The sequence below is a fragment of the Caballeronia sp. Sq4a genome (genome assembly GCF_023170545.1).
GTDB lineage: Bacteria > Pseudomonadota > Gammaproteobacteria > Burkholderiales > Burkholderiaceae > Caballeronia.
Map to the genome: position 1 here is coordinate 445,851 of NZ_CP084251.1, position 18,653 is coordinate 464,503.

Genomic DNA, 18,653 nt, shown 5'->3' on the forward strand with positions numbered 1-18,653 from the left:
CCGCGCCGCAGTCGTCTCATGCCATTCATGCAGAACCGGCGTCCGTGGCTGCGCCGCCTCTGGTATGCGGCGCTGATCGCGCTGGCGGTCGCGCCGCCGCTGGGCGCGGTCGGCTACATGCTGTACTCCGGCCTGCTGGCCCGGCAGCCGCACGGCATGGTCGTGCCGTACGAGGGTTTGTACTGGGACGCCGCGCAGTTCCAGATTGCCTACGAGCGCTTCGAGAGCCAGGTGCTGCTGTTTCGCAGCGGCATCGACGAGGATGCCGGCGCGGTCCGCGATTCCTACGCCCGGCTGCGAGCGCGGCTCGACATCGTCTCCGATGCCACGCGCACGCCCGAAGGCCACGACGCCATGCACAACCGGCAGCAGGAAATCTTGCGCCAGCTGCATACGGCGCTCGATTCGATCGAAGGCGACGTGAGTCGGCTGACGGTCAGGCAAAGCCGCGCGCTGCGGGTGATCGGCGTGCTGCGACAAAACGCGCCCGCCGTCGCGGAACTGGCGACCGGCAGGCGGCTGATGGACGCCGCCGAGCGCGAAAACATCGTGCGCGACTTCGAGGCCAAGCGCCGCTATCTGCTTTATGGCGGCATTTTGCTCGGCTTGCTATCGGCGGCGGCGACATCGCTGCTGCTGCTCAACGGTTATCGGCGCGCGCGCCTGATCGAGCAGCAACGCGCCGCGCTCTCAGCCGAGCATCAGGCGACGCGGGCGGCGCGCGAAACGGCTGTCGCGAAAGACACGTTCCTCGGCATGATCAGCCACGAACTGCGCACGCCGCTGCACGCGATCGTCTCCTCCATCGAACTGCTCGGGCTGAATCTGCGGGGCGAGGCGGATCGCAAGATCATCCAGCGGCTGGAAACCGGCGCGCGTCATCTGGAAGCGCAGATGCGTGACCTGACCGATTACGCGCGCCTCGGCGCCGGCAAGCTCGAACTGCGCCTCGCTGCGTTCGATCCCGCCGAACTGCTCGATTCCATCGTCGATGCGAACCTGCCTGCCGCGTCCGCGAAGGGCCTGGAGTTGCGCGGCGAATACAGCGGCGAGCGTGGGCTGCTCGAATCGGACCCGCATCGCGTGCGCCAGATCGTCACGAATCTCGTCACGAACGCGATCAAATACACGGACGCCGGGTCCATCGACGTGCGCTTCGTGCGCGACCAGGCGCGTCTCGATATCTCGGTGACCGACACGGGGCCCGGCATCGCGCGGGAACAACTGCCGCTCATCTTCCAGGAATTCACGCAGCTCGATTCGTCGAGCACGCGGCGTTTCGACGGCGCGGGAATGGGTCTCGCGGTCGTGCGAGGCTTGGTCGATCTGCTCGGCGGCAGCATCGACGTGTCGAGCGAAGTCGGTCAGGGCGCGGCGTTTCGCGTGAGCCTGCCTGCGGTGTCCGTCGACGAGATGCCTGAGCGCCGCGACGACGACGCCGAAGCCTCCGCCTTGCGCAAGTCGCGCGTGCTGGTGATAGACGATCACGAGTCGATCCGCGACTCGCTGATCGAGATGCTGACGCTGCTGGGTTACTGGGCCGTGGGCATGCCGGACGTCGACAGCGCGCTCGCGTGGCTGCGCGCCAACGACGCCGACGTGATCCTGCTCGACCTGCACATGCCGGGCAAGGACGGCTACTCGTTCGCCAACGAATACCGCTCGCGGATCGCGCCGGGCGCGAGCGTGCCGATCATCGCGGTGAGCGCGTACGTGCCCGAACTCGTCGATCCGACGGCGACGGTGCTCTTCTTCGACTATCTGCTGAAGCCGGTGCGCTTCGAGGTGCTGAAGGCGGCCGTGCATCGCGCGGCGACGGCGCGGCGGCGCGCTGCCTGAGGCTTAGTTCCGCAACAGCCGCTTCGACAGGTCGGCCACCAGAATGCCGAGCCGCGCCGGCTTCTCGAAGCACGCGACGTTGTAATCGCGAATGATCTGGCTGATTTCCGATTCGCTCGCCTTGCCGGTCGTGAGTTCGCCGGTGAGCACGAAGATCGGCGCGTCGGGGTTGTCGGACTCGCGCACTGCCTGTATCGCGCCGGCCGACGTGTGCGCGCCGAACAGCCAGTCGATCACCACGGCGTCGAAGACCTGCGACTGCAGCGCCTCCAGAAACGCGTCGAGGCCATAAAAGGCCATCGCGGTGAAGCCGGTCATCTCCAGATAGTCGTGCAGATTGTCGGCCGACGCGTGATCGTCATCCACGACCGCGATGACGGGCTTTTCGGTGTCCGCGCGGCGCGGCTGAATCTCGATCTTGTGGACGTCGCTCGCTTGCTGCAACAGCACGCCCTCATGGCGCGTGACGATCCAGCGGCCGTTCACTTTCTGCGCGATGAAATCGGGCCGGCTGCCCGCGTCCAGTGCATCGCCGATCCACGCGGTGCATGGAATCTCGACCGAGCCGAGCTTCAACACGGCGTCGTGGGCGGTGCCTTCGGTATCGTCGGGGCGCGTATCGATGCTGTCGAAGAGTTGGAGCGCGGGCTCGTCGAAGGCGTCGGCGACGCGGCGAATTTGCGCGAGCGTCCACGGGCTATTGCCGCGCAGCTTGCGATGCCCTTGCGAAAAGCTCAGATCGAGAATGCGGCACAGTTCGGCCGTCTGCTGACGCTTGCCGATGCCGTGACGGCTCATCAGCTCGCGCACGCGCTCGGCGACGGCGAGCGATTCCAGTGAAGAGGTTTCAGAGACCATGCTGCCAGGCGAGGCGGAAATAGCTGCGAACGCGCAGCGAACCGCCCATTGTAAAGGGCAACGCTCGGCGTGCTCGAAAACGAAACGATGAAGCAGCCGCCAATGTTCAGCATAGGAATGAGAACTCGCCGGTCGATCAATCTTTACAATGTAAAAATCCGTTGACGCGGCTGTTTCCAGAAAGCACAATGTTTCCAGCGTAAAGATTTGTGTTGTGACTTTCCTGACGGTTTCAATGGAGAACGATCATGTCCTTGCAAGCAATCTTGGCCGGTACGCCGGCGTGGGTCTGGGTGTTGTTGGCGGTGCTCGTTTCGCGCGGCCTCAAAGCGATGCAAGGCGGCACGGCGCCGCTCTCGAAACTCGCAGTCGTGCCGGCGATCTTCGCCGCGTGGGGCTTGCTGCATGTCGTCACCGGGCCGGACGCCGGCTGGGAACCGGCAGCGACGTGGCTGATCGGCGGCGCGATAGGCGGCGGCATCGGCGCGATGCTGGCGAAGAACAGCGCCATCGCCGTGGACCGCGTGCGGCGCACCGTCACCGTGCCGGGCTCCGTCGTGCCGATGCTGCTTATCCTCGCGACGTTCGCGTCGAAATTCTTCATCGGCTTCGAACTGGCGACGGGCGCTGGCATGGAGTCGACGTGGGCCGTGCTCAGCGCGCTGGTTTCGGGCGTGGTCGCGGGAATCTTCGCGGGCCGCTTCCTGATCTACTGGCTGGCGCTGCGCCCGGCGGCGGCTGTGTTCGAACGGGTCTGATGGTCGAAAGCAAAAAGCCGTGAAGCCGATGCAACGGCTTCACGGCTTCAGCGTCCGGACACGCGTTTACTGCGGCTGGATGTTCGCGGCTTGCAGGCCCTTGGGACCCTGGCGCACTTCGAACAGCACCTTCTGATTTTCTTGCAGCGACTTGTAGCCGTCCGCCCGGATTTCCGAGAAATGCGCGAACACGTCAGGGCTGCCGTCGTCCGGCTTGATGAACCCGAAGCCCTTCGTGTCGTTGAACCATTTCACAGTGCCAGTTGCCATTATTTCCTCTTCTTCTGCAGCGTTGAGCGAGACCGAATCTCGCTTGGGTAAGTAATCGTTGAAGGCGTCTTCACGCGAACGCGGCTTCGGCGGGGATTTCGTCGAGCAGCGTGGAGAGTTGGCCCTCCGTCTGGCGGCCGCTGAATTCACGCAGCGTCGCGAGCAGCGTGCGCCACGGCGCCGGCCAGCGCGTTTCCCGCACGCAGCGGCCGGTCGCGTCGGTGATGCGCAAGAGCGTGGTGTCGGGGTAGTAGGTGAGGGTGACGGGCATTCCGTCGAGAACGCAAGTAGCGGTACAAGGCTTCGGTGTGAACATGCTGTTTTTGTTGGATAAGTGGTCGTCGGTGCGCGCGGCGCGCGCCTGGTCGGTCGACGGTGCGAAGCATTTAGCAACGTCTGTGCCTGTGGGTCGCCTTGTTCGTTGCACGCCCGGCTCCATCGTCGGATTTCGAAAACGCGTTTCCAGATGTTAAGCGGCGAATGCTTCAATTTTGTGTTAGTTAGCCGACGTTTCGCGGATAAACTGCCTCGCACTTTATCGAGGAGTCTCATCATGTTCGTTGCTGCCTTGTTGCTTTGCCCCGTCGGTGTCGCCGCGCTTTTCGCCTTCGCCTTGTATGCCGATAAGGTGTTTCGGCGCGGCGGCCGGCAAAAGCCGCCTGCGCGCCTGCGCTTCGAGACGACGCAGCGGCCCGTCTCCGACCGCTGACCCCTAGAGCTACCGATCCGCTTTCGTTATCGAACGATCGCCCATTCGGATTGTTGCGTTATCGCTGGCCGACTATAGTGCTATCGACAACACAACAGGAGACAAGGCATGAACCGGATCGATCTGGCGGAACGCACCGTGGTCATCACCGGCGGCGCGCGGGGCATCGGCCTCGCGGTCGCCGAGCGGGCGCTGGCTTCGGGCGCGAACGTGGCGCTGTGGGATGTCGACGCCGAGCGGCTGCAGCGCACGCGCGCCGAACTCGCGTCGAAGCACGAGGAGCGCACCGTCAGCGAGTCGGTCGTCGAACTGACCGATGAAGCGTCCGTCGATGCCGCCGTGCAATCGACGCTTGTCGCGCACGGCAAGATCGACGTGCTCGTGAACAACGCGGGCATCACCGGCGGCAACGGGACGACGTGGGAACTGGCGCCCGACGTTTGGCGGCGCGTGATCGACGTGAATCTCATCGGGCCGTATCTGACCTGCCGCGCCGTCGTGCCGCACATGCTGAAGAACGGCTACGGCCGCATCGTCAATATCGCCTCGATCGCGGGCAAGGAAGGCAATCCGAACGCCTCGCACTACAGCGCGTCGAAGGCCGGACTGATCGGGCTGACGAAATCGCTCGGCAAGGAACTCGCGGGCAAGAACATTCTCGTGAATGCGGTCACGCCCGCCGCGGCGAAAACCGAAATCTTCGATTCGATGTCGCAGCAGCACATCGACTACATGCTCTCCAAGATCCCGATGAACCGCTTCCTTATGCCGGAGGAAGCGGCGTCGCTCATTCTGTGGCTCTCGTCCGAGGACTGCGCGTTCAGCACGGGCGCGGTGTTCGACCTGTCGGGCGGACGCGCGACTTACTGATCCGCGCGCTTCACTGGAGAGAGACATGGACCATTCCGCCGCGGCGGAAGGCGCTGTCACGTCCCGCGTGATGCGCCGGCTGCTGCCGTTTCTCTTTGATGTACGTGCGCGTGCCGGCGCGCGGCGCGGCGCCGGAGTCTCGCGTCGATAGCCCAAGCCCGCGAACGCGTGCTGACCATTCCAACATACGGAGACGAAACCATGTCCATGCCCACCATTCGCCAGGTTCGCGCTTTCGTGGTTCGCGGCGGCGGCGCCGATTATCACGATCAGGGCGCCGATCACTGGATCGACGATCACATCGCCACGCCGATGGCGCGCTATCCGGAGTATCGACAGAGCAGGCAGTCGTTCGGGTTGAACGTGCTGGGCTCGCTCGTCGTCGAGATCGAAGCGAGCGACGGCACCGTCGGCTTCGCGGTCACGACCGGCGGCGAAATCGGCGCGTTCATCGTCGAGAAGCATCTCGCGCGTTTCATCGAAGGCCAGCGCGTGACGGACATCGAGAAAATGTGGGATCAGATGTACTTCGCGACGCTCTACTACGGGCGCAAGGGCATCGTGCTGAACGCGATTTCGGGCGTCGATCTTGCGCTCTGGGATCTGCTCGCGAAGGTGCGCAAGGAGCCGGTGTTTCAGCTGCTCGGCGGCCCGGTGCGCGACGAATTGCAGTTCTACGCGACGGGCGCGCGGCCGGACCTCGCGAAGCAGATGGGCTTCATCGGCGGGAAGATGCCGTTGCAGCACGGCCCGGCGGAAGGCGAGGAAGGGCTCGCCGCGAACATCGCGAAACTCGCGGACATGCGCTCGAAAGTGGGCGACGACTTCTGGCTCATGTTCGACTGCTGGATGTCGCTCGATCTCAACTACGCGAAGCGGCTCGCCACGGCCGCGCACGAATACGGCCTGAAGTGGCTCGAAGAAACGCTGCCGCCCGACGACTATTGGGGCTACGCCGAACTGCGCCGCTCCGTTCCGCGCGGCATGATGGTGACGACGGGCGAACACGAAGCGACGCGCTGGGGCTTCCGGATGCTGTTCGAGATGGGCTGCGCGGACCTCGTGCAGCCGGACGTGGGCTGGTGCGGCGGCATCACGGAGCTGATCAAGATTTCGGCGATGGCGGATGCGCATAACGTGCTCGTCGTGCCGCACGGGTCGTCGGTGTACAGCTATCACTTTGTCGTGACGCGGCACAACTCGCCGTTCGCCGAGTTTCTGATGATGGCGCCGCAAGCCGATCAGGTCGTGCCGATGTTCACGCCCTTGCTGCTCGACGAGCCCGTGCCGGTCAACGGCCGCATGAAAGTGCCGGAGACGCCGGGCTTCGGCGTGCGGCTGAACCCCGAATGCGCGCTGGCGCGGCCTTATACCCACTGACGAGGCGTCCCATGCTGCTAGAGAACAAAGTCGTGATCGTGACGGGCGGCTCGCGCGGCATCGGGCGGGCCATTGCGCTGGCGAGCGCGCGCGAAGGCGCGAACGTCGCGATCAATTACTGGCGCGACAACGATCAGTCCTACGGCAAGGCATCGGCGGTGGAGTCGATCGTCGGCGAGATTGAGGCGCTCGGCCGCCGCGCGATTACAGTGGAAGGCAACGTCGCGGAACGCGAGACGGGCATCGAACTGGTGCGGCGCGCGGTGGAAGCGTTCGGGCGCGTCGACGTGCTGTCGAGCAACGCGGGCATCTGTCCGTTTCATGCTTTCCTCGACATGCCGCCTTCGGTGTACGAAACGACGGTCGCCGTGAATCTGAACGGCGCGTTCTATGTAACGCAGGCCGCCGCGAATCAGATGAAGGCGCAAGGCACGGGCGGCGCGATCGTCGCGACGAGTTCGATCAGCGCGCTCGTCGGCGGCGGCATGCAGACGCATTACACGCCGACGAAAGCGGGCGTGCATTCGCTTATGCAGTCGTGCGCCATCGCGCTGGGACCGTACGGCATCCGGTGTAATTCGGTGATGCCCGGCACCATCGCGACGGACCTGAACGCCGAAGACTTGTCGGACGCCGACAAGCACGCCTACATGGAAAAGCGCATTCCGCTCGGTCGTCTCGGCGCGCCGGACGATGTCGCGCAATGCGTGGTGTTTCTCGCCTCGGACCGCGCGCGCTATGTGACGGGCGCGTCCTTACTGGTCGATGGCGGGCTCTTCGTCAACTTGCAGTGACGGCGAGCGAAACGGCCGAGTATTTGCGCAGTAACGCGATGAAGTACTCGGCCGGCTCGCTCAGCGTTTCGAACTTGCGGCGCAGCAGGCCGAAGCCCGACAGGCTTTTGCCGATCTCGACGGGCAACTCCACGAGCAGTTGCGCGCGCAGATAGTCGCGCACGACGGACTCGGGCAGCATCGCGACGGCGTCGCTGTTTTGCAGCAGTTGCAGCGTCGCGAAGATGGACGCGCATTCGACGATATCGGCGGGCGTGGTCAATCCCGCGCGCGCGAGTTCTTCCTCGAAGAGACCGCGCGCGGGACTCGTGATCGGCTGAAGAATCCACGGCCATCCGACGAGCATGTTCAGTTCGAGCGAAGCCTTGCTTGCAAGCGGATGCTTCGCGCGCACGACGAGCCGCATGGCTTCGCGGGCGAGCGGTTCGAAGTCGAAATCGTTGTGCTGTAGCGGCGTGGTCAGGCGGCCGAGCGCCAGATCCACTTCGCGGCGATGCAGCAGTTGCACGACCTGATCGCTCGTTTCGCCGAGTATGCGCACGTTGAGCAGCGGGCGTTCGGACTTCAGTTCGGTGACCGCCATCGCGAGGACGTCGGGCGCCGCGCCCATGATCGCGCCGACCGTCAGTTGTCCGTGACCGCCGCGCCGCTTGTTGTCGAGATCGTCGGCGAAGCGCGTGAGGTCCGCCAGCGAGCGGCGCGCGTAAGCGAGCGCGGCGGTGCCGAGCGGCGTCGGATGCATGCCGCGCGCATTGCGGTCGAAGAGCTGGAAGCCAAACGCTTCTTCGATATCCGCGAGCATGCGGCTCGCGCTCGGCTGCGCGACGTTGATGTTGTCCGCGGCCTGATGAAGATTGCGCGTGTCGTCGAGCGCGACGAGCAGCGCGAGATGCTTGAATTTGAGGCGATTGACGAGCGCGAGCTGTGAGACGTTCTGGTTCATTGAAGAGCCCCGCATGATGCAACGCAACGATGTCCGCTGATACGGTTTTGCGATCGGCCAATCCTGCTTTCGGATTGTCGTGCTATCGGTCGGCGCATTATAGTCGCAGCCATAACGCGCCTCTACGCAAAGACAGGGCGCATCGAACATAAGAAGGCGGCCGCCATGGAGACAGTGGCTTTTCGCATGACCCCGAAACCGGGCATGCGCGAGGAGTACGAACGGCGCCATCGCGAGCTATGGCCCGAACTGGCCGATGCGTTGCATGCGGCCGGCATCCGCGATTACTGGATCTTTCTGGACGAAGCGACCGGTCATCTATTCGCGATATACAAGCGCGCGGACACACATACGACCGACGCGCTGCCGAACTTGCCCATCATGCGTAGATGGTGGGACTTCATGGCGGAACTGATGGAGAAGCATGCGGACAACGCGCCCGTCGCTGTTGCGCTTGCGCCCGTGTTTCATCTTGCGTGAATCAGCCCGAGCCGCGAGGACATCATCATGCAGGTTGTCGATCCGCATATTCATCTGTGGGACCTTTCCACGCATCATTACCCGTGGCTCGCCAATCCGCAGACCTCCTTCGTCGGCGATGCGCGCGAGTTGCAGCACGACTATCTGCTCGCCGACTTGCTGCGTGATGCAGAAGGCATCGACGTGCTCAAGCTCGTGCATGTCGATGCGAATCACGATCCCGCCGATCCGGTGGAAGAAACGCGCTGGCTGCAAGGCATCGCGGACGGCGAAGGGCGCGGCATGCCGAACGGCATCGTCGCGGGCGCGGATCTGTCGCGCGACGACGCGCCTCGCGTGCTCGAAGCACACGCAGCGTTCGCGAATACGCGCGGCATTCGCCAGATACTGAACGTGCATGACAACCCGCTTTACGACTACGTAGGCCGCCACTACATGCACGAGCCGCAATGGCGCAAGCATTTCGCGTTGCTGAGGCGCTTTGGTTTGTCGTTCGACTTGCAGCTTTATCCATCGCAGATGCCCGATGCCGCGCAGCTTGCGCGTGAACATGCCGACACGCAGTTCATCGTCAATCACGCGGGCATGTTCGTGGATCGCGCGTCGCCTGCGGGGTATCGCGCGTGGCGTGAAGGGATGCGCGCGCTCGCGGCATGCCCGAACGTCGCGGTGAAAATCAGCGGTCTCGCGATGTTCGACCATCGATGGACCGTCGAGAGCTTTCGTCCTTACGTGCTCGAAACCATCGACACATTCGGCAGCGAGCGCGCCATGTTCGCATCGAATTTTCCGGTAGACCGCTTGTTCGGCTCTTACACGGCGATATGGAACGCGTATGCGCGCATCGTCGAGGACGCCAGCGAGAGCGAGAACGAAGCATTATTTGTTCGGAATGCAGAACGTATTTACCGCATCTAAGCAGGAGACGTTCGATGACACCAAGGCTTGAAATGCGGCACGCGAGCAAGTCATTTGGCCGCGTGCGCGCGCTCGGCGACGCGAGCTTGCAGCTCTTCCCCGGAGAGGTGCATGCGCTCCTCGGCGAAAACGGCGCGGGCAAGTCCACGCTCGTCAAGCTGCTCGCGGGCGTTTATCAGCCGGATTCAGGCGAGCTGCTGGTCGACGGCGCGGCGCGGCGTTTCGCCAATCCCGCCGAAGCACGCAATGCCGGCATCGCGGTCATCTATCAAGAGCCGACGCTCTTCGCCGATCTGTCCATCGCGGAGAACATCTACATGGGACGCCAGCCGCGCGACCGGCTGGGGCGTATCCGCTATGACGAGATGCATCGCGAAGTGGATGCGTTGCTCGCCTCGCTCGGCGTCAGCATGCGCGCGCAACGGCTGGTGCGCGGGTTGTCCATCGCGGATCAGCAGGTCGTCGAGATCGCCAAGGCGCTGTCGCTCGATGCGAACGTGCTCATCATGGACGAGCCGACCGCCGCGCTTTCGTTGCCTGAAGTGGAGCGGCTCTTTGCGATCGTGCGCGGTCTGCGCGAGCGCAACGCGGCGGTGCTCTTCATCACGCATCGGCTCGATGAGGTCTTTGCGCTGACGCAACGCATGACGATCATGCGCGACGGCATGAAGGTTCACGACGCGCTGACCGCGGACATGACCATCGATTCCATCGTGAGCAAGATGGTGGGCCGCGATCTCGATACGTTCTACCCGAAGGCCGATGTTTCGCCGGGGGATGTACGTCTTTCCGTGCGCAATCTGACGCGAGAAGGCATCTTCAAGAACGTGTCGTTCGATGTACGCGCGGGCGAAATCGTCGCGCTCGCAGGTCTCGTCGGCGCGGGTAGAAGCGAGGTTGCGCGGGCTATCTTCGGCATCGATCCGGTCGATGCCGGCGAAGTCAAGGTCGGCGGCGACAAGATCGAACTGGGCAGGCCGGCTGCTGCCGTGCGCGCCGGGCTCGCGCTCGTGCCCGAGGACCGGCGCGCGCAAGGACTCGCGATGGAGCTGTCCATCGCGCGCAATGCGTCGTTGACCGTGCTCGGGCGATTGATGCGGCACGGTCTCATCTCGTCGCGTAGCGAAGCCTCGCTCGCCGCTGACTGGGGCAAGCGCCTTCGCCTGAAAGCCAGCGATCTCGATGCGCCCGTCGGCACGCTATCGGGTGGCAATCAGCAGAAGGTCGTGCTCTGCAAGTGGCTCGCGACAAACCCGAAGGTGCTCATCATCGACGAGCCGACGCGCGGCATCGACGTGGGCGCGAAGGCCGAGGTGTATCGCACGCTCGCGGAACTCGTGAAGGAGGGCATGGCTGTGTTGATGATATCGAGCGAACTGCCCGAAGTGCTGGGCATGGCGGACCGCGTGCTCGTGATGCACGAAGGCCGTATCAGCGCGGACATCGCCCGCGCCGATGCGAACGAGGAGCGCGTGATGAGCGCGGCATTGGGCGCGCCTGCGCATACATTGGGTCACGCGGCATGATGACACGACACTCTCCCAGCTTGCCCGCCATGCCCGCCGCGCAAGAGAAACGCGACGGCTTCGCGGCATCCATCGCGAAGAGCCGCGAGCTGACGCTCTTCGTCGTGCTGCTCGCGCTCGTCGGCGCGACGGCGGCCGTGAAGCCCGACTTCCTCAACCTGCAGAATCTGCGCGACGTATTGCTCAACGTGTCGATCATCGGCTTGCTGACGGCGGGCATGACCATGGTGATGTTGATGCGGCACATCGACCTGTCGGTGGCGTCGATCGTCGGCGTGAGCGCTTATGCGGTCGGCAGCCTGTTCGTCATGTTTCCGCATATGCCCGTGGCGGTCGCGATGCTCGCCGGAATATGTATCGGACTCCTTATCGGTGCATTGAACGGCGCGCTCGTCACGTTCGGCCGCGTGCCGTCGCTCGTTGCCACGCTTTCGACGCTATACATCGTGCGCGGCGCGGATTACGCATGGGTCCACGGCGGACAGATCAACGCGACGAGCCTGCCCGATGCGTTCGCGAGAATCGCGACCGGCTCGTTGCTCGGCGTGCCGAATCTCGTGTTGATCGCGCTTGTCGTGCTGGTCGCGCTGTCGGTGTATCTGAAGCAGTATCGCGGCGGACGCGAGCATTACGCGATCGGCTCGAATCCCGAAGCGGCGCGACTCGCCGGCATTCGCGTGGACCGTCGCGTGATGATCGGCTTCTTGCTGTCGGGCGGGATTGCGGGACTTGCGGGCGTGCTGTGGCTCGCGCGTTTCGGCACGGTGGATGCCAGCACGGCGAAAGGCATCGAACTGCAAGTGGTCGCGGCGGCGGTCGTCGGCAGCGTCGCGATCACGGGCGGCGTGGGCACGGTGGCGGGCGCGACGCTCGGCGCGCTGGTGCTCGGCGTCATCAACATCGCGCTGGTGGTGCTGCGCGTGTCGCCCTTCTGGCAGCAGGCGATACAAGGCGCGCTGATCGTCGCGGCGATCACGCTGGATACGTTGCTCGCGCGTTCCGTCGCGCGCCGCATGATGAGGAAACGCGATCATGGCTAAACCGGATTCCGCTTTGTCCATCACGAAGCGCCGTCATTTGCAATGGGAAGCGATGCTCGTCATCGTGCTCGTCGTCTCGCTCGTGGCGGGGCGCGTGCTCGCGCCGATGTTTCTGTCGTCGGCCAATCTCTCGAACATGCTGGCCGATTTCACCGAGATCGCGTTGATCGCGCTGCCGATGACGCTCGTCATCGTGGCGGCCGAGATCGACTTGTCGGTGGCGTCGGTGCTCGGCGCATCCAGCGCGCTGATGGGCGTGCTCTGGCATATGGGATTGCCGATGCCGCTCGTCATCGCCATCGTGCTCGTCGCGGGCACGCTCGCGGGGCTGCTGAACGGGCTCGTCATCGTGCGCTTCGGCCTTCCTTCGCTTGCCGTGACCATCGGCACGCTCGCGCTCTTTCGCGGCCTCGCGTATGTGTTGCTCGGCGATCAGGCCATCGCGGATTTCCCCGCATCGTACACGGCGTTCGGCATCAATACGGTCGGCGATACGTTCCTGCCCATGCCGTTCCTGCTCGTGATCGCGGGCGCCATCGTCTTCACGGTTCTGTTGCAGGCGACGCCCTTCGGACGCAGCCTCTATGCCATCGGCGCGAACCCGACAGCCGCGCAGTTTTCCGGCATCGACGTCGACAAGACGAAGCTCAAGCTCTTCATGATGTCGGGCGCGATGTCGGCCCTCGCGGGCATCGTGTATACGCTGCGCTTCACGAGCGCGCGCGGCGACAACGGCGAAGGCTTCGAGCTGTCCGTCATCGCCGCGGTGCTGTTCGGCGGCGTGAGCATCTTCGGCGGACGCGGCTCGATGATCGGCGTGCTGCTGTCGCTCGTCATCATCGGCGTGCTGCGCAATGCATTGACGCTCGCGGACGTTTCGAGCGAAACGCTCACCATCGTGACCGGCGCGTTGCTGCTTTCGTCGGTGCTGATACCGAATCTCGTCGCGCGCTGGCGGGCAGTACGCGAGAAACGCCTGATGACGCAGACGTCATGACGCAGACCTCATGACGCAGACCCTATGACGAACCGTTATACCCCGCGTTGATAACCCGCGCCGAAGCCTGTTTTCAGGGGCTGCGCGCAATGACAGGAGACATACCGACATGAGAAAGCCCTATCGATTCGCACGCGGCCCGATGCTCGCGGCGGCCTTCCTGGCCGTCGCCGTGGCGCTGACCGCGAGCGCCGCCGAAGTGAAAAGCGGCCTCAAGATCGCGTTCGTGCCGAAGCAGATCAACAACCCGTATGAGGTGATCGCCGACGATGGTGGCATGGCCGCGATCAAGGAGATGAAGGGCGATGGCAAGGTCGTCGGGCCGTCGGACGCGGGGGCGTCGTCGCAAGTCAGCTATATCAACACGCTCATCACGCAGCGCCAGAACGCCATCGTGATCGCGGCCAACGATGCCAACGCGCTCGTGCCGTACCTCAAGAAAGCGATGTCGCAGGGCATCAAGGTCGTGACATTCGACTCCGACACGGCACCCGAAGGCCGGCAGATCTTCGTGAATCAGGCCGAGTCCGAGGCCATCGGGCGCGGGCAGATTCAATTGCTGTCGAAGCTGATCGGCGGCGAAGGCGAATTCGCGATTCTTTCCGCCACACCCAACGCGACGAACCAGAACACGTGGATCAAATGGATGCAGGAGGAGTTGAAGAAGCCCGAATATTCGAAGATGAAGCTCGTGAAGATCGCGTACGGCAACGACGATGACCAAAAATCGTTCGTCGAAACGCAGGGCTTGTTGCAGGCGTATCCGAACCTGAAGGGCATCGTCGCGCCGACATCGGTGGGCATTGCCGCGGCGGCGCGCTATATCTCCAGTTCGCCGGCCAAGGGCAAGGTCGTCGTGACGGGCCTCGGCACGCCGAACCAGATGCGCGCGTTCATCAAGAACGGCACCGTGCAGGCGTTCCAATTGTGGGACCCGGGCCAGTTGGGCTATCTCGCGGCGTTCGCGGCGGCGAACCTCGCCTCCGGCACGATCACGGGCAAGGAAGGCGATTCGTTCGATGCCGGCAAGCTCGGCAAGCGTACCGTGGGCAAGAGCGGCGAAGTCATTCTCGGGCCGCCGACCACGTTCGACGCGAGCAATATCGATCGTTTCAATTTTTGAAAGACGCGGCGGAGCGGCTGCACGCTCCGCCATCGTCATACGATAAGCAACCCTAACTATCGACGCGACTTTGACAGCCGGTGCGCGAGGCCAAGATTCGTCGCGATCTGCCAGACATACACGCGCGAGAAGCGCACGCCGAAGCGCCGCTCGATCAGTTCGCGCAGACGCGCATTGGTCCACGCGTCGCTCGGAAAGCCGTGCTTGCGCGGCGAATTCTGCAACGCGGCCGCGATCCAGTCGAGCGCGGCGCGATCCAGCACGGACGTGCGCCCACCGACGCCCATCTTCGCGAGCGCGTCGAGCCCGCCGTCCGACACGATGGCCCGGTAGCGGCGCACTGTCTGCACCGAGAGGTGCAATTCGTCCGCGACCGTCTCCACCGATGCGCCTTCCAGCAGTCTGCGCCCGGCGGTCATGCGCCGGACGACGCTCGGAAGGGTGGCGGGGCGGGACGGCATCGCGCTGGTCGCTCGGTCGCGGTCCGCGGCTTTTCTCGCGCGGCCGGTCAGCCGCGCAGCCCGGCGGCGCAGCCGCGCGCCGTGGAGTGCGCTCGGTAAGCGCAGGGCGCGTTCAGACGGGGCGCGGCGTCACGGCGTCCGTATGCGTTCATGCGTGGCTCCTTGTCGGGAGACTGCGGAACTCGATCGGGCGTGCTCAACGGCGAAAGGATGCGCGGCCGCGAAAGCCAGGCCGGCTACTTGTGGGCTACCAATAAACGTTTTAAGGCGCAATGGACACGCATGGCCGAAAATATTTCGGCTTGAATATTGGGCGTGAATTGCCTATGGGCGGATCGGCGCGCGTATTCGGCCTACGCATGATGCGCGGCGTGCAACGCTGCGGGTGTCGGTTTTCGATGGTGCGACTGATTTGCTCAGTCGTGGACATGGACCACGACTCGCAGACACGTCAAACGCGATAGAACTCGATATCCTGACCCGCATGTACCGCGCGTTTCAACCATTCGGGCATGTCGCCGACGCCGTCCCACGTGTCGCCGCTCGCGTTTCGGAAAACCGGACCCGCGCCGTTCGATACCGGCACGGACGGCAATTTCGGCATCGCGCGATGCGGTTTCGGCGCGCCATTCGCCGCGTTCCCGTTGGTCCTGGTGAACGTGGGCGGTGGCGGGGGCGCGGCCTGCGCTTCGGCTAATGCTTCGGCCAGAGCAGTTTCGGTAATCCCGAATTCGGCCATTCGGCTGCGCAAGTACGCAATGATGCTATCTCGCTTTCTTTCGTCCACGGCTTTCCTGATTCAGCTTTTTGATTTGCAGAAGACGAACCCATGCCCCGCGCGGACCGGGGCGGTTCGATGACTTAAATATATGTATTACCAAGCGTGGCGCAGTGTGTGCCGCTCGTCAATTGGTGTATTTACCGCGAGGCTGTTTTAATCCGCCAGACTCATTGACGCATTCGCCGAATAGAGCCGGTTCGGTCCATTCACTTGCTCGAGGATCACCGCGACGGACGCACGACAAGAGTGCGCGCGGGAAGTCACGCCGAAAACCGCGATCCGCAGAGGGGCATGCCGCGCCGCCGCGACGAGGCGGCGGCCGAAAGGCTCGCTCCACTTGTATTGTATGCCGGTCTTGGCAGCGTTTAAAAAGTTTTAACGCGAATGTTGTTCTCCCGGTAATTCCGCGCCGTGCGCGCGAATCGCGGCAATGAGTTCCGCCGGCGTTATTTCATAACGGACTTCGCGATGAATGCCGGGTTTGCGTTCATCGATCTCGATCAGCAGCACGGCCTTGCCGTCAGCAGCGGGTTCGAGCTTCAACGAGCGCACTTCCTGGCCGGTGGTGTCGTCAAATTCGGTCAGGAGCGTCATGGCTCCGGTGGCTGCGCTTCTCGGCATCGACATTCTTCCTCCCGTCTTGCGACGCATTTGTTGTTGTTCCGCTGCATCGCCCAGCCGCGCGCAGCGAATGGCGTGCGGGCTCCAGGGACGAAACAGGGCGGATACGGCGGACGCGAAGCGCGGCGCCTGCGCGAGCGCGCTCCGGTATCTCATTATTGCCTGTCAAATGCGCGGGCGTCCAGCGCGCGAGTTTTTGCGCCTGCTTGCGCCCGTTTGCGCCCTCAGGCGTTGGCGGCGATGGCGTCGCGGACCTCGGCCGTGATTTCGAACGAACGCAGGCGCGCCGCGTGATCGAAAATCTGCGCCGTGACGATGAGTTCGTCCGCCTGCGTCTGGTCGATGACCGAGCGCAGCCCGGCTTCGACGTCACTGCGATCGCCGATCACCGAGCACGACAGCGAGTGCTCGACGCCCGCGCGCTCGGCCGGCGTCCACGCAATGGATTCGACGGGCGGCGGCAGTTGTCCCGGCGTGCCGCGTCGAAGATTGATGAACTGCTGTTGCAGCGATGTGAACGCGAAGCGCGCTTCGTCCGCGGTGTCGGCGGCGAAGACGTTCACGCCGACCATCGCGTAAGGCTTGTCCAGCGTGGCGGACGGCCGGAATTGCGAGCGATAGACGTGCAACGCGGTCATCAGATAATCCGGCGCGAAATGGGACGCGAAGGCGAACGGCAGGCCGAGCGCCGCCGCCAGCTGCGCGGAAAAGAGCGACGAGCCGAGCAGCCAGATCGGCACATGCAGTCCCGCGCCGGGCACCGCGCGCACGCGCTGGCCCTCCACGGGATCGGCGAAGTAGCGCTGAAGCTCCACGACGTCGTCGGGGAACGAATCGGCGCTGCCTTGCAGGTCGCGGCGCAGCGCGCGGGCGGTCGTCTGGTCGGTGCCGGGCGCGCGCCCGAGTCCGAGGTCGATGCGGCCCGGAAACAGCGAGGCGAGCGTGCCGAACTGCTCGGCGATCACGAGCGGCGCGTGATTCGGCAGCATGATGCCGCCCGAGCCGACGCGAATGGTCTTGGTGCCTGCCGCGATGTGCGCGATCACCACCGACGTGGCCGCGCTGGCGATGCCCGTCATGTTGTGATGCTCGGCGAGCCAGTAGCGCCGGTAGCCCCAGCGTTCGGCGTGCTGCGCAAGATCGAGCGAATGGGCGAAAGCGTCGGCGGCGGTGGAGCCGAGCGGAATGGGCGAGAGGTCCAGCAGCGAGAAGGGGATCATTGCGAGTTTGGCGTGCTACAGCGTGATGGCGTGGCGGCGCGACATGCGCATGGGCAGAGCGGCCTCGACGCGGCCACGCGTTGGATATTCGATTGTGCCGAAAGTCTGCGAAGTCTGCCGAAGCGGTCGCGAGCCGAGGATTCTGAGCGGAGTCTGCGCCGACGCTAGGCCAGCACCGGATATCCTTGCTCCGCCGCTTCGCGTTCGTAGCGAAGGATCGGCGCGTAATCCGCTGGCGTGAGGCGCACGAAGCCTTTGAGCCGCAGCCGGCTCGCGAGTGCCGGGTCTTGCGCGACCGTATCGCCGAGCGCGGCGGCGAGCGCATCGACGATTTCGCGAGGCACGCGCTTGGACGCAATGAACGGCAGCGCGGGCGAGCTCGCCGTCACGCCGAGTTCGCGCACGCCGGCCGCCAGTTCCGGCCGATGCGTGCGCACGAATGCGAGCGTCACGCAGTCGATGGCGGCGATATCCGCGCTTTTATCGATCGCGACCGCCTGCAGCGACGCGAGATGTCCGCCGCTCTTCGCCACGGAAGCGAAGAAGCGCGAGCCCTGCGCGAAGGGCGCCACGGCATGACGGAAGAGGTTCATGCCGCTATTCGAATCTTCGTCGTTATAGACCGCGCGCAGCCCGCGGCAGTCCGCGAGCGATGCCGCGTTCACATGCGCGCCCGCGACGAGCACGCTGCGATAGGCGCCGCTTTCGTAGCCGCTTTCGCAGCCGGGCGCATCGAAATCGGGCGTGGCGACGAGCTGCACGCGATCATCGAGCGCATGCAGCAGCGGATATCCGCACGTCTGGGAGAGCAGCAGGTCGTCGCGCAGCCAGAAGGCGGTCAGATCGGAAACAGAGTCGGTCATGCCGAGTGTATCGCCGCGGGCCCTCAGCGTGTCGGCGAGGCGGGCGTGCACGGCATCGAGCAACGCGCGCCAGTCGGCGGCGAGCGCGGGCGTGACGTTGTACATCGGCAGGGCGGCGGTCCAGTGCATCGTCGGGGAATGGCGGGGGATGTCGCATCGTAGCGGTATTCGCAGCGATGCGTCTTTCAATGGAAGGACTAAG

At 64.3% G+C, this 18,653-nt stretch carries 21 protein-coding genes; 13 read left to right on the forward strand and 8 right to left on the reverse strand.

Translation table 11 applies throughout. From position 1 onward, the window contains the following. The first annotated feature begins 18 nt into the window (after positions 1-18). The gene (locus tag LDZ24_RS15945) at positions 19-1,839 is read left to right on the forward strand and encodes an ATP-binding protein (protein WP_248323174.1); all 1,821 of its coding nucleotides are present in this window, start codon (positions 19-21) and stop codon (positions 1,837-1,839) included. Between the two features lie 3 nt (positions 1,840-1,842). Here the strand turns inward: LDZ24_RS15945 and LDZ24_RS15950 are convergent, their stop codons facing one another. Then, positions 1,843-2,697, reverse strand: coding sequence for a helix-turn-helix domain-containing protein (locus tag LDZ24_RS15950; RefSeq protein WP_248323175.1), 855 nt, complete (start codon positions 2,695-2,697; stop codon positions 1,843-1,845). Between the two features lie 248 nt (positions 2,698-2,945). Between LDZ24_RS15950 and LDZ24_RS15955 the strand changes: the two genes are divergently transcribed. Further along, positions 2,946-3,455: a DUF6622 family protein gene (locus LDZ24_RS15955; RefSeq protein ID WP_248323176.1), complete on the forward strand. Its 510-nt coding sequence runs from the start codon at positions 2,946-2,948 to the stop codon at positions 3,453-3,455. Positions 3,456-3,521: 66 nt separating this feature from the next. On the opposite strand, the gene LDZ24_RS15960 is transcribed toward LDZ24_RS15955, so the two are convergent. Together LDZ24_RS15960 and LDZ24_RS15965 are read right to left on the reverse strand one after the other, a co-directional pair. Beyond that, a complete protein-coding gene (locus tag LDZ24_RS15960) occupies positions 3,522-3,725 on the reverse strand; it encodes a cold-shock protein (protein WP_175941946.1) in 204 nt (67 codons plus the stop codon). 70 nt (positions 3,726-3,795) lie between these two features. After that, entirely contained in the window at positions 3,796-4,041 is a 246-nt protein-coding gene (locus LDZ24_RS15965; RefSeq protein WP_248323177.1) for a hypothetical protein, read from the reverse strand. A 237-nt stretch (positions 4,042-4,278) separates the two neighbouring features. Between LDZ24_RS15965 and LDZ24_RS15970 the strand changes: the two genes are divergently transcribed. The 4 genes from LDZ24_RS15970 to LDZ24_RS15985 all read left to right on the forward strand — a co-directional run bounded on the left by LDZ24_RS15970 (position 4,279) and on the right by LDZ24_RS15985 (position 7,478). Beyond that, positions 4,279-4,434, forward strand: a complete 156-nt coding sequence (locus LDZ24_RS15970) for a hypothetical protein (protein WP_248323178.1) — start codon at positions 4,279-4,281, stop codon at positions 4,432-4,434. Positions 4,435-4,542: 108 nt separating this feature from the next. Next, a complete protein-coding gene (locus tag LDZ24_RS15975) occupies positions 4,543-5,304 on the forward strand; it encodes an SDR family NAD(P)-dependent oxidoreductase (RefSeq protein ID WP_248323179.1) in 762 nt (253 codons plus the stop codon). 201 nt (positions 5,305-5,505) lie between these two features. Then, entirely contained in the window at positions 5,506-6,684 is a 1,179-nt protein-coding gene (rhmD, locus tag LDZ24_RS15980) for an L-rhamnonate dehydratase (protein WP_175941938.1), read from the forward strand. An 11-nt stretch (positions 6,685-6,695) separates the two neighbouring features. After that, positions 6,696-7,478, forward strand: coding sequence for an SDR family NAD(P)-dependent oxidoreductase (locus LDZ24_RS15985; protein WP_248323180.1), 783 nt, complete (start codon positions 6,696-6,698; stop codon positions 7,476-7,478). Here the strand turns inward: LDZ24_RS15985 and LDZ24_RS15990 are convergent. Further along, the gene (locus LDZ24_RS15990) at positions 7,465-8,421 is read right to left on the reverse strand and encodes a LysR family transcriptional regulator (protein ID WP_248323181.1); all 957 of its coding nucleotides are present in this window, start codon (positions 8,419-8,421) and stop codon (positions 7,465-7,467) included. The two genes, LDZ24_RS15985 and LDZ24_RS15990, sit on opposite strands and share 14 nt — an antisense overlap. A 165-nt stretch (positions 8,422-8,586) precedes the next feature. Between LDZ24_RS15990 and LDZ24_RS15995 the strand changes: the two genes are divergently transcribed. From LDZ24_RS15995 to rhaS, 6 genes are all read left to right on the forward strand, one after another. Then, positions 8,587-8,901, forward strand: a complete 315-nt coding sequence (locus LDZ24_RS15995) for an L-rhamnose mutarotase (RefSeq protein ID WP_248323182.1) — start codon at positions 8,587-8,589, stop codon at positions 8,899-8,901. A gap of 27 nt (positions 8,902-8,928) precedes the next feature. Continuing rightward, positions 8,929-9,819, forward strand: coding sequence for an amidohydrolase (locus LDZ24_RS16000; RefSeq protein WP_248323183.1), 891 nt, complete (start codon positions 8,929-8,931; stop codon positions 9,817-9,819). A gap of 14 nt (positions 9,820-9,833) precedes the next feature. Further along, a complete protein-coding gene (locus tag LDZ24_RS16005; protein WP_248323184.1) occupies positions 9,834-11,345 on the forward strand; it encodes a sugar ABC transporter ATP-binding protein in 1,512 nt (503 codons plus the stop codon). Next, positions 11,345-12,385, forward strand: coding sequence for an ABC transporter permease (locus LDZ24_RS16010; RefSeq protein ID WP_371747463.1), 1,041 nt, complete (start codon positions 11,345-11,347; stop codon positions 12,383-12,385). Before LDZ24_RS16005 ends, LDZ24_RS16010 begins: the two co-directional genes overlap by 1 nt. Further along, entirely contained in the window at positions 12,378-13,382 is a 1,005-nt protein-coding gene (locus LDZ24_RS16015) for an ABC transporter permease (RefSeq protein ID WP_248323185.1), read from the forward strand. Before LDZ24_RS16010 ends, LDZ24_RS16015 begins: the two co-directional genes overlap by 8 nt. Before the next feature lie 109 nt (positions 13,383-13,491). Next, complete coding sequence (gene rhaS, locus LDZ24_RS16020) at positions 13,492-14,505, forward strand: rhamnose ABC transporter substrate-binding protein (RefSeq protein ID WP_248323186.1); 1,014 nt, start codon at positions 13,492-13,494, stop codon at positions 14,503-14,505. Between the two features lie 56 nt (positions 14,506-14,561). Here rhaS and LDZ24_RS16025 read toward each other — a convergent pair whose 3' ends face one another. Then, complete coding sequence (locus tag LDZ24_RS16025; protein ID WP_175941921.1) at positions 14,562-14,966, reverse strand: helix-turn-helix domain-containing protein; 405 nt, start codon at positions 14,964-14,966, stop codon at positions 14,562-14,564. A 512-nt stretch (positions 14,967-15,478) separates the two neighbouring features. Here LDZ24_RS16025 and LDZ24_RS28140 point away from each other — a divergent pair. Further along, complete coding sequence (locus LDZ24_RS28140) at positions 15,479-15,826, forward strand: hypothetical protein (RefSeq protein ID WP_371747451.1); 348 nt, start codon at positions 15,479-15,481, stop codon at positions 15,824-15,826. A 296-nt stretch (positions 15,827-16,122) separates the two neighbouring features. Here the strand turns inward: LDZ24_RS28140 and LDZ24_RS16035 are convergent, their stop codons facing one another. The 3 genes from LDZ24_RS16035 to LDZ24_RS16045 form a co-directional block, all read right to left on the reverse strand. Further along, a complete protein-coding gene (locus LDZ24_RS16035) occupies positions 16,123-16,368 on the reverse strand; it encodes a hypothetical protein (RefSeq protein ID WP_175941917.1) in 246 nt (81 codons plus the stop codon). Between the two features lie 224 nt (positions 16,369-16,592). After that, the gene (locus tag LDZ24_RS16040) at positions 16,593-17,588 is read right to left on the reverse strand and encodes a luciferase-like monooxygenase (protein ID WP_248323187.1); all 996 of its coding nucleotides are present in this window, start codon (positions 17,586-17,588) and stop codon (positions 16,593-16,595) included. Positions 17,589-17,752: 164 nt separating this feature from the next. After that, a complete protein-coding gene (locus LDZ24_RS16045) occupies positions 17,753-18,580 on the reverse strand; it encodes a phosphate/phosphite/phosphonate ABC transporter substrate-binding protein (RefSeq protein ID WP_248323188.1) in 828 nt (275 codons plus the stop codon). Positions 18,581-18,653 lie beyond the last annotated feature (73 nt).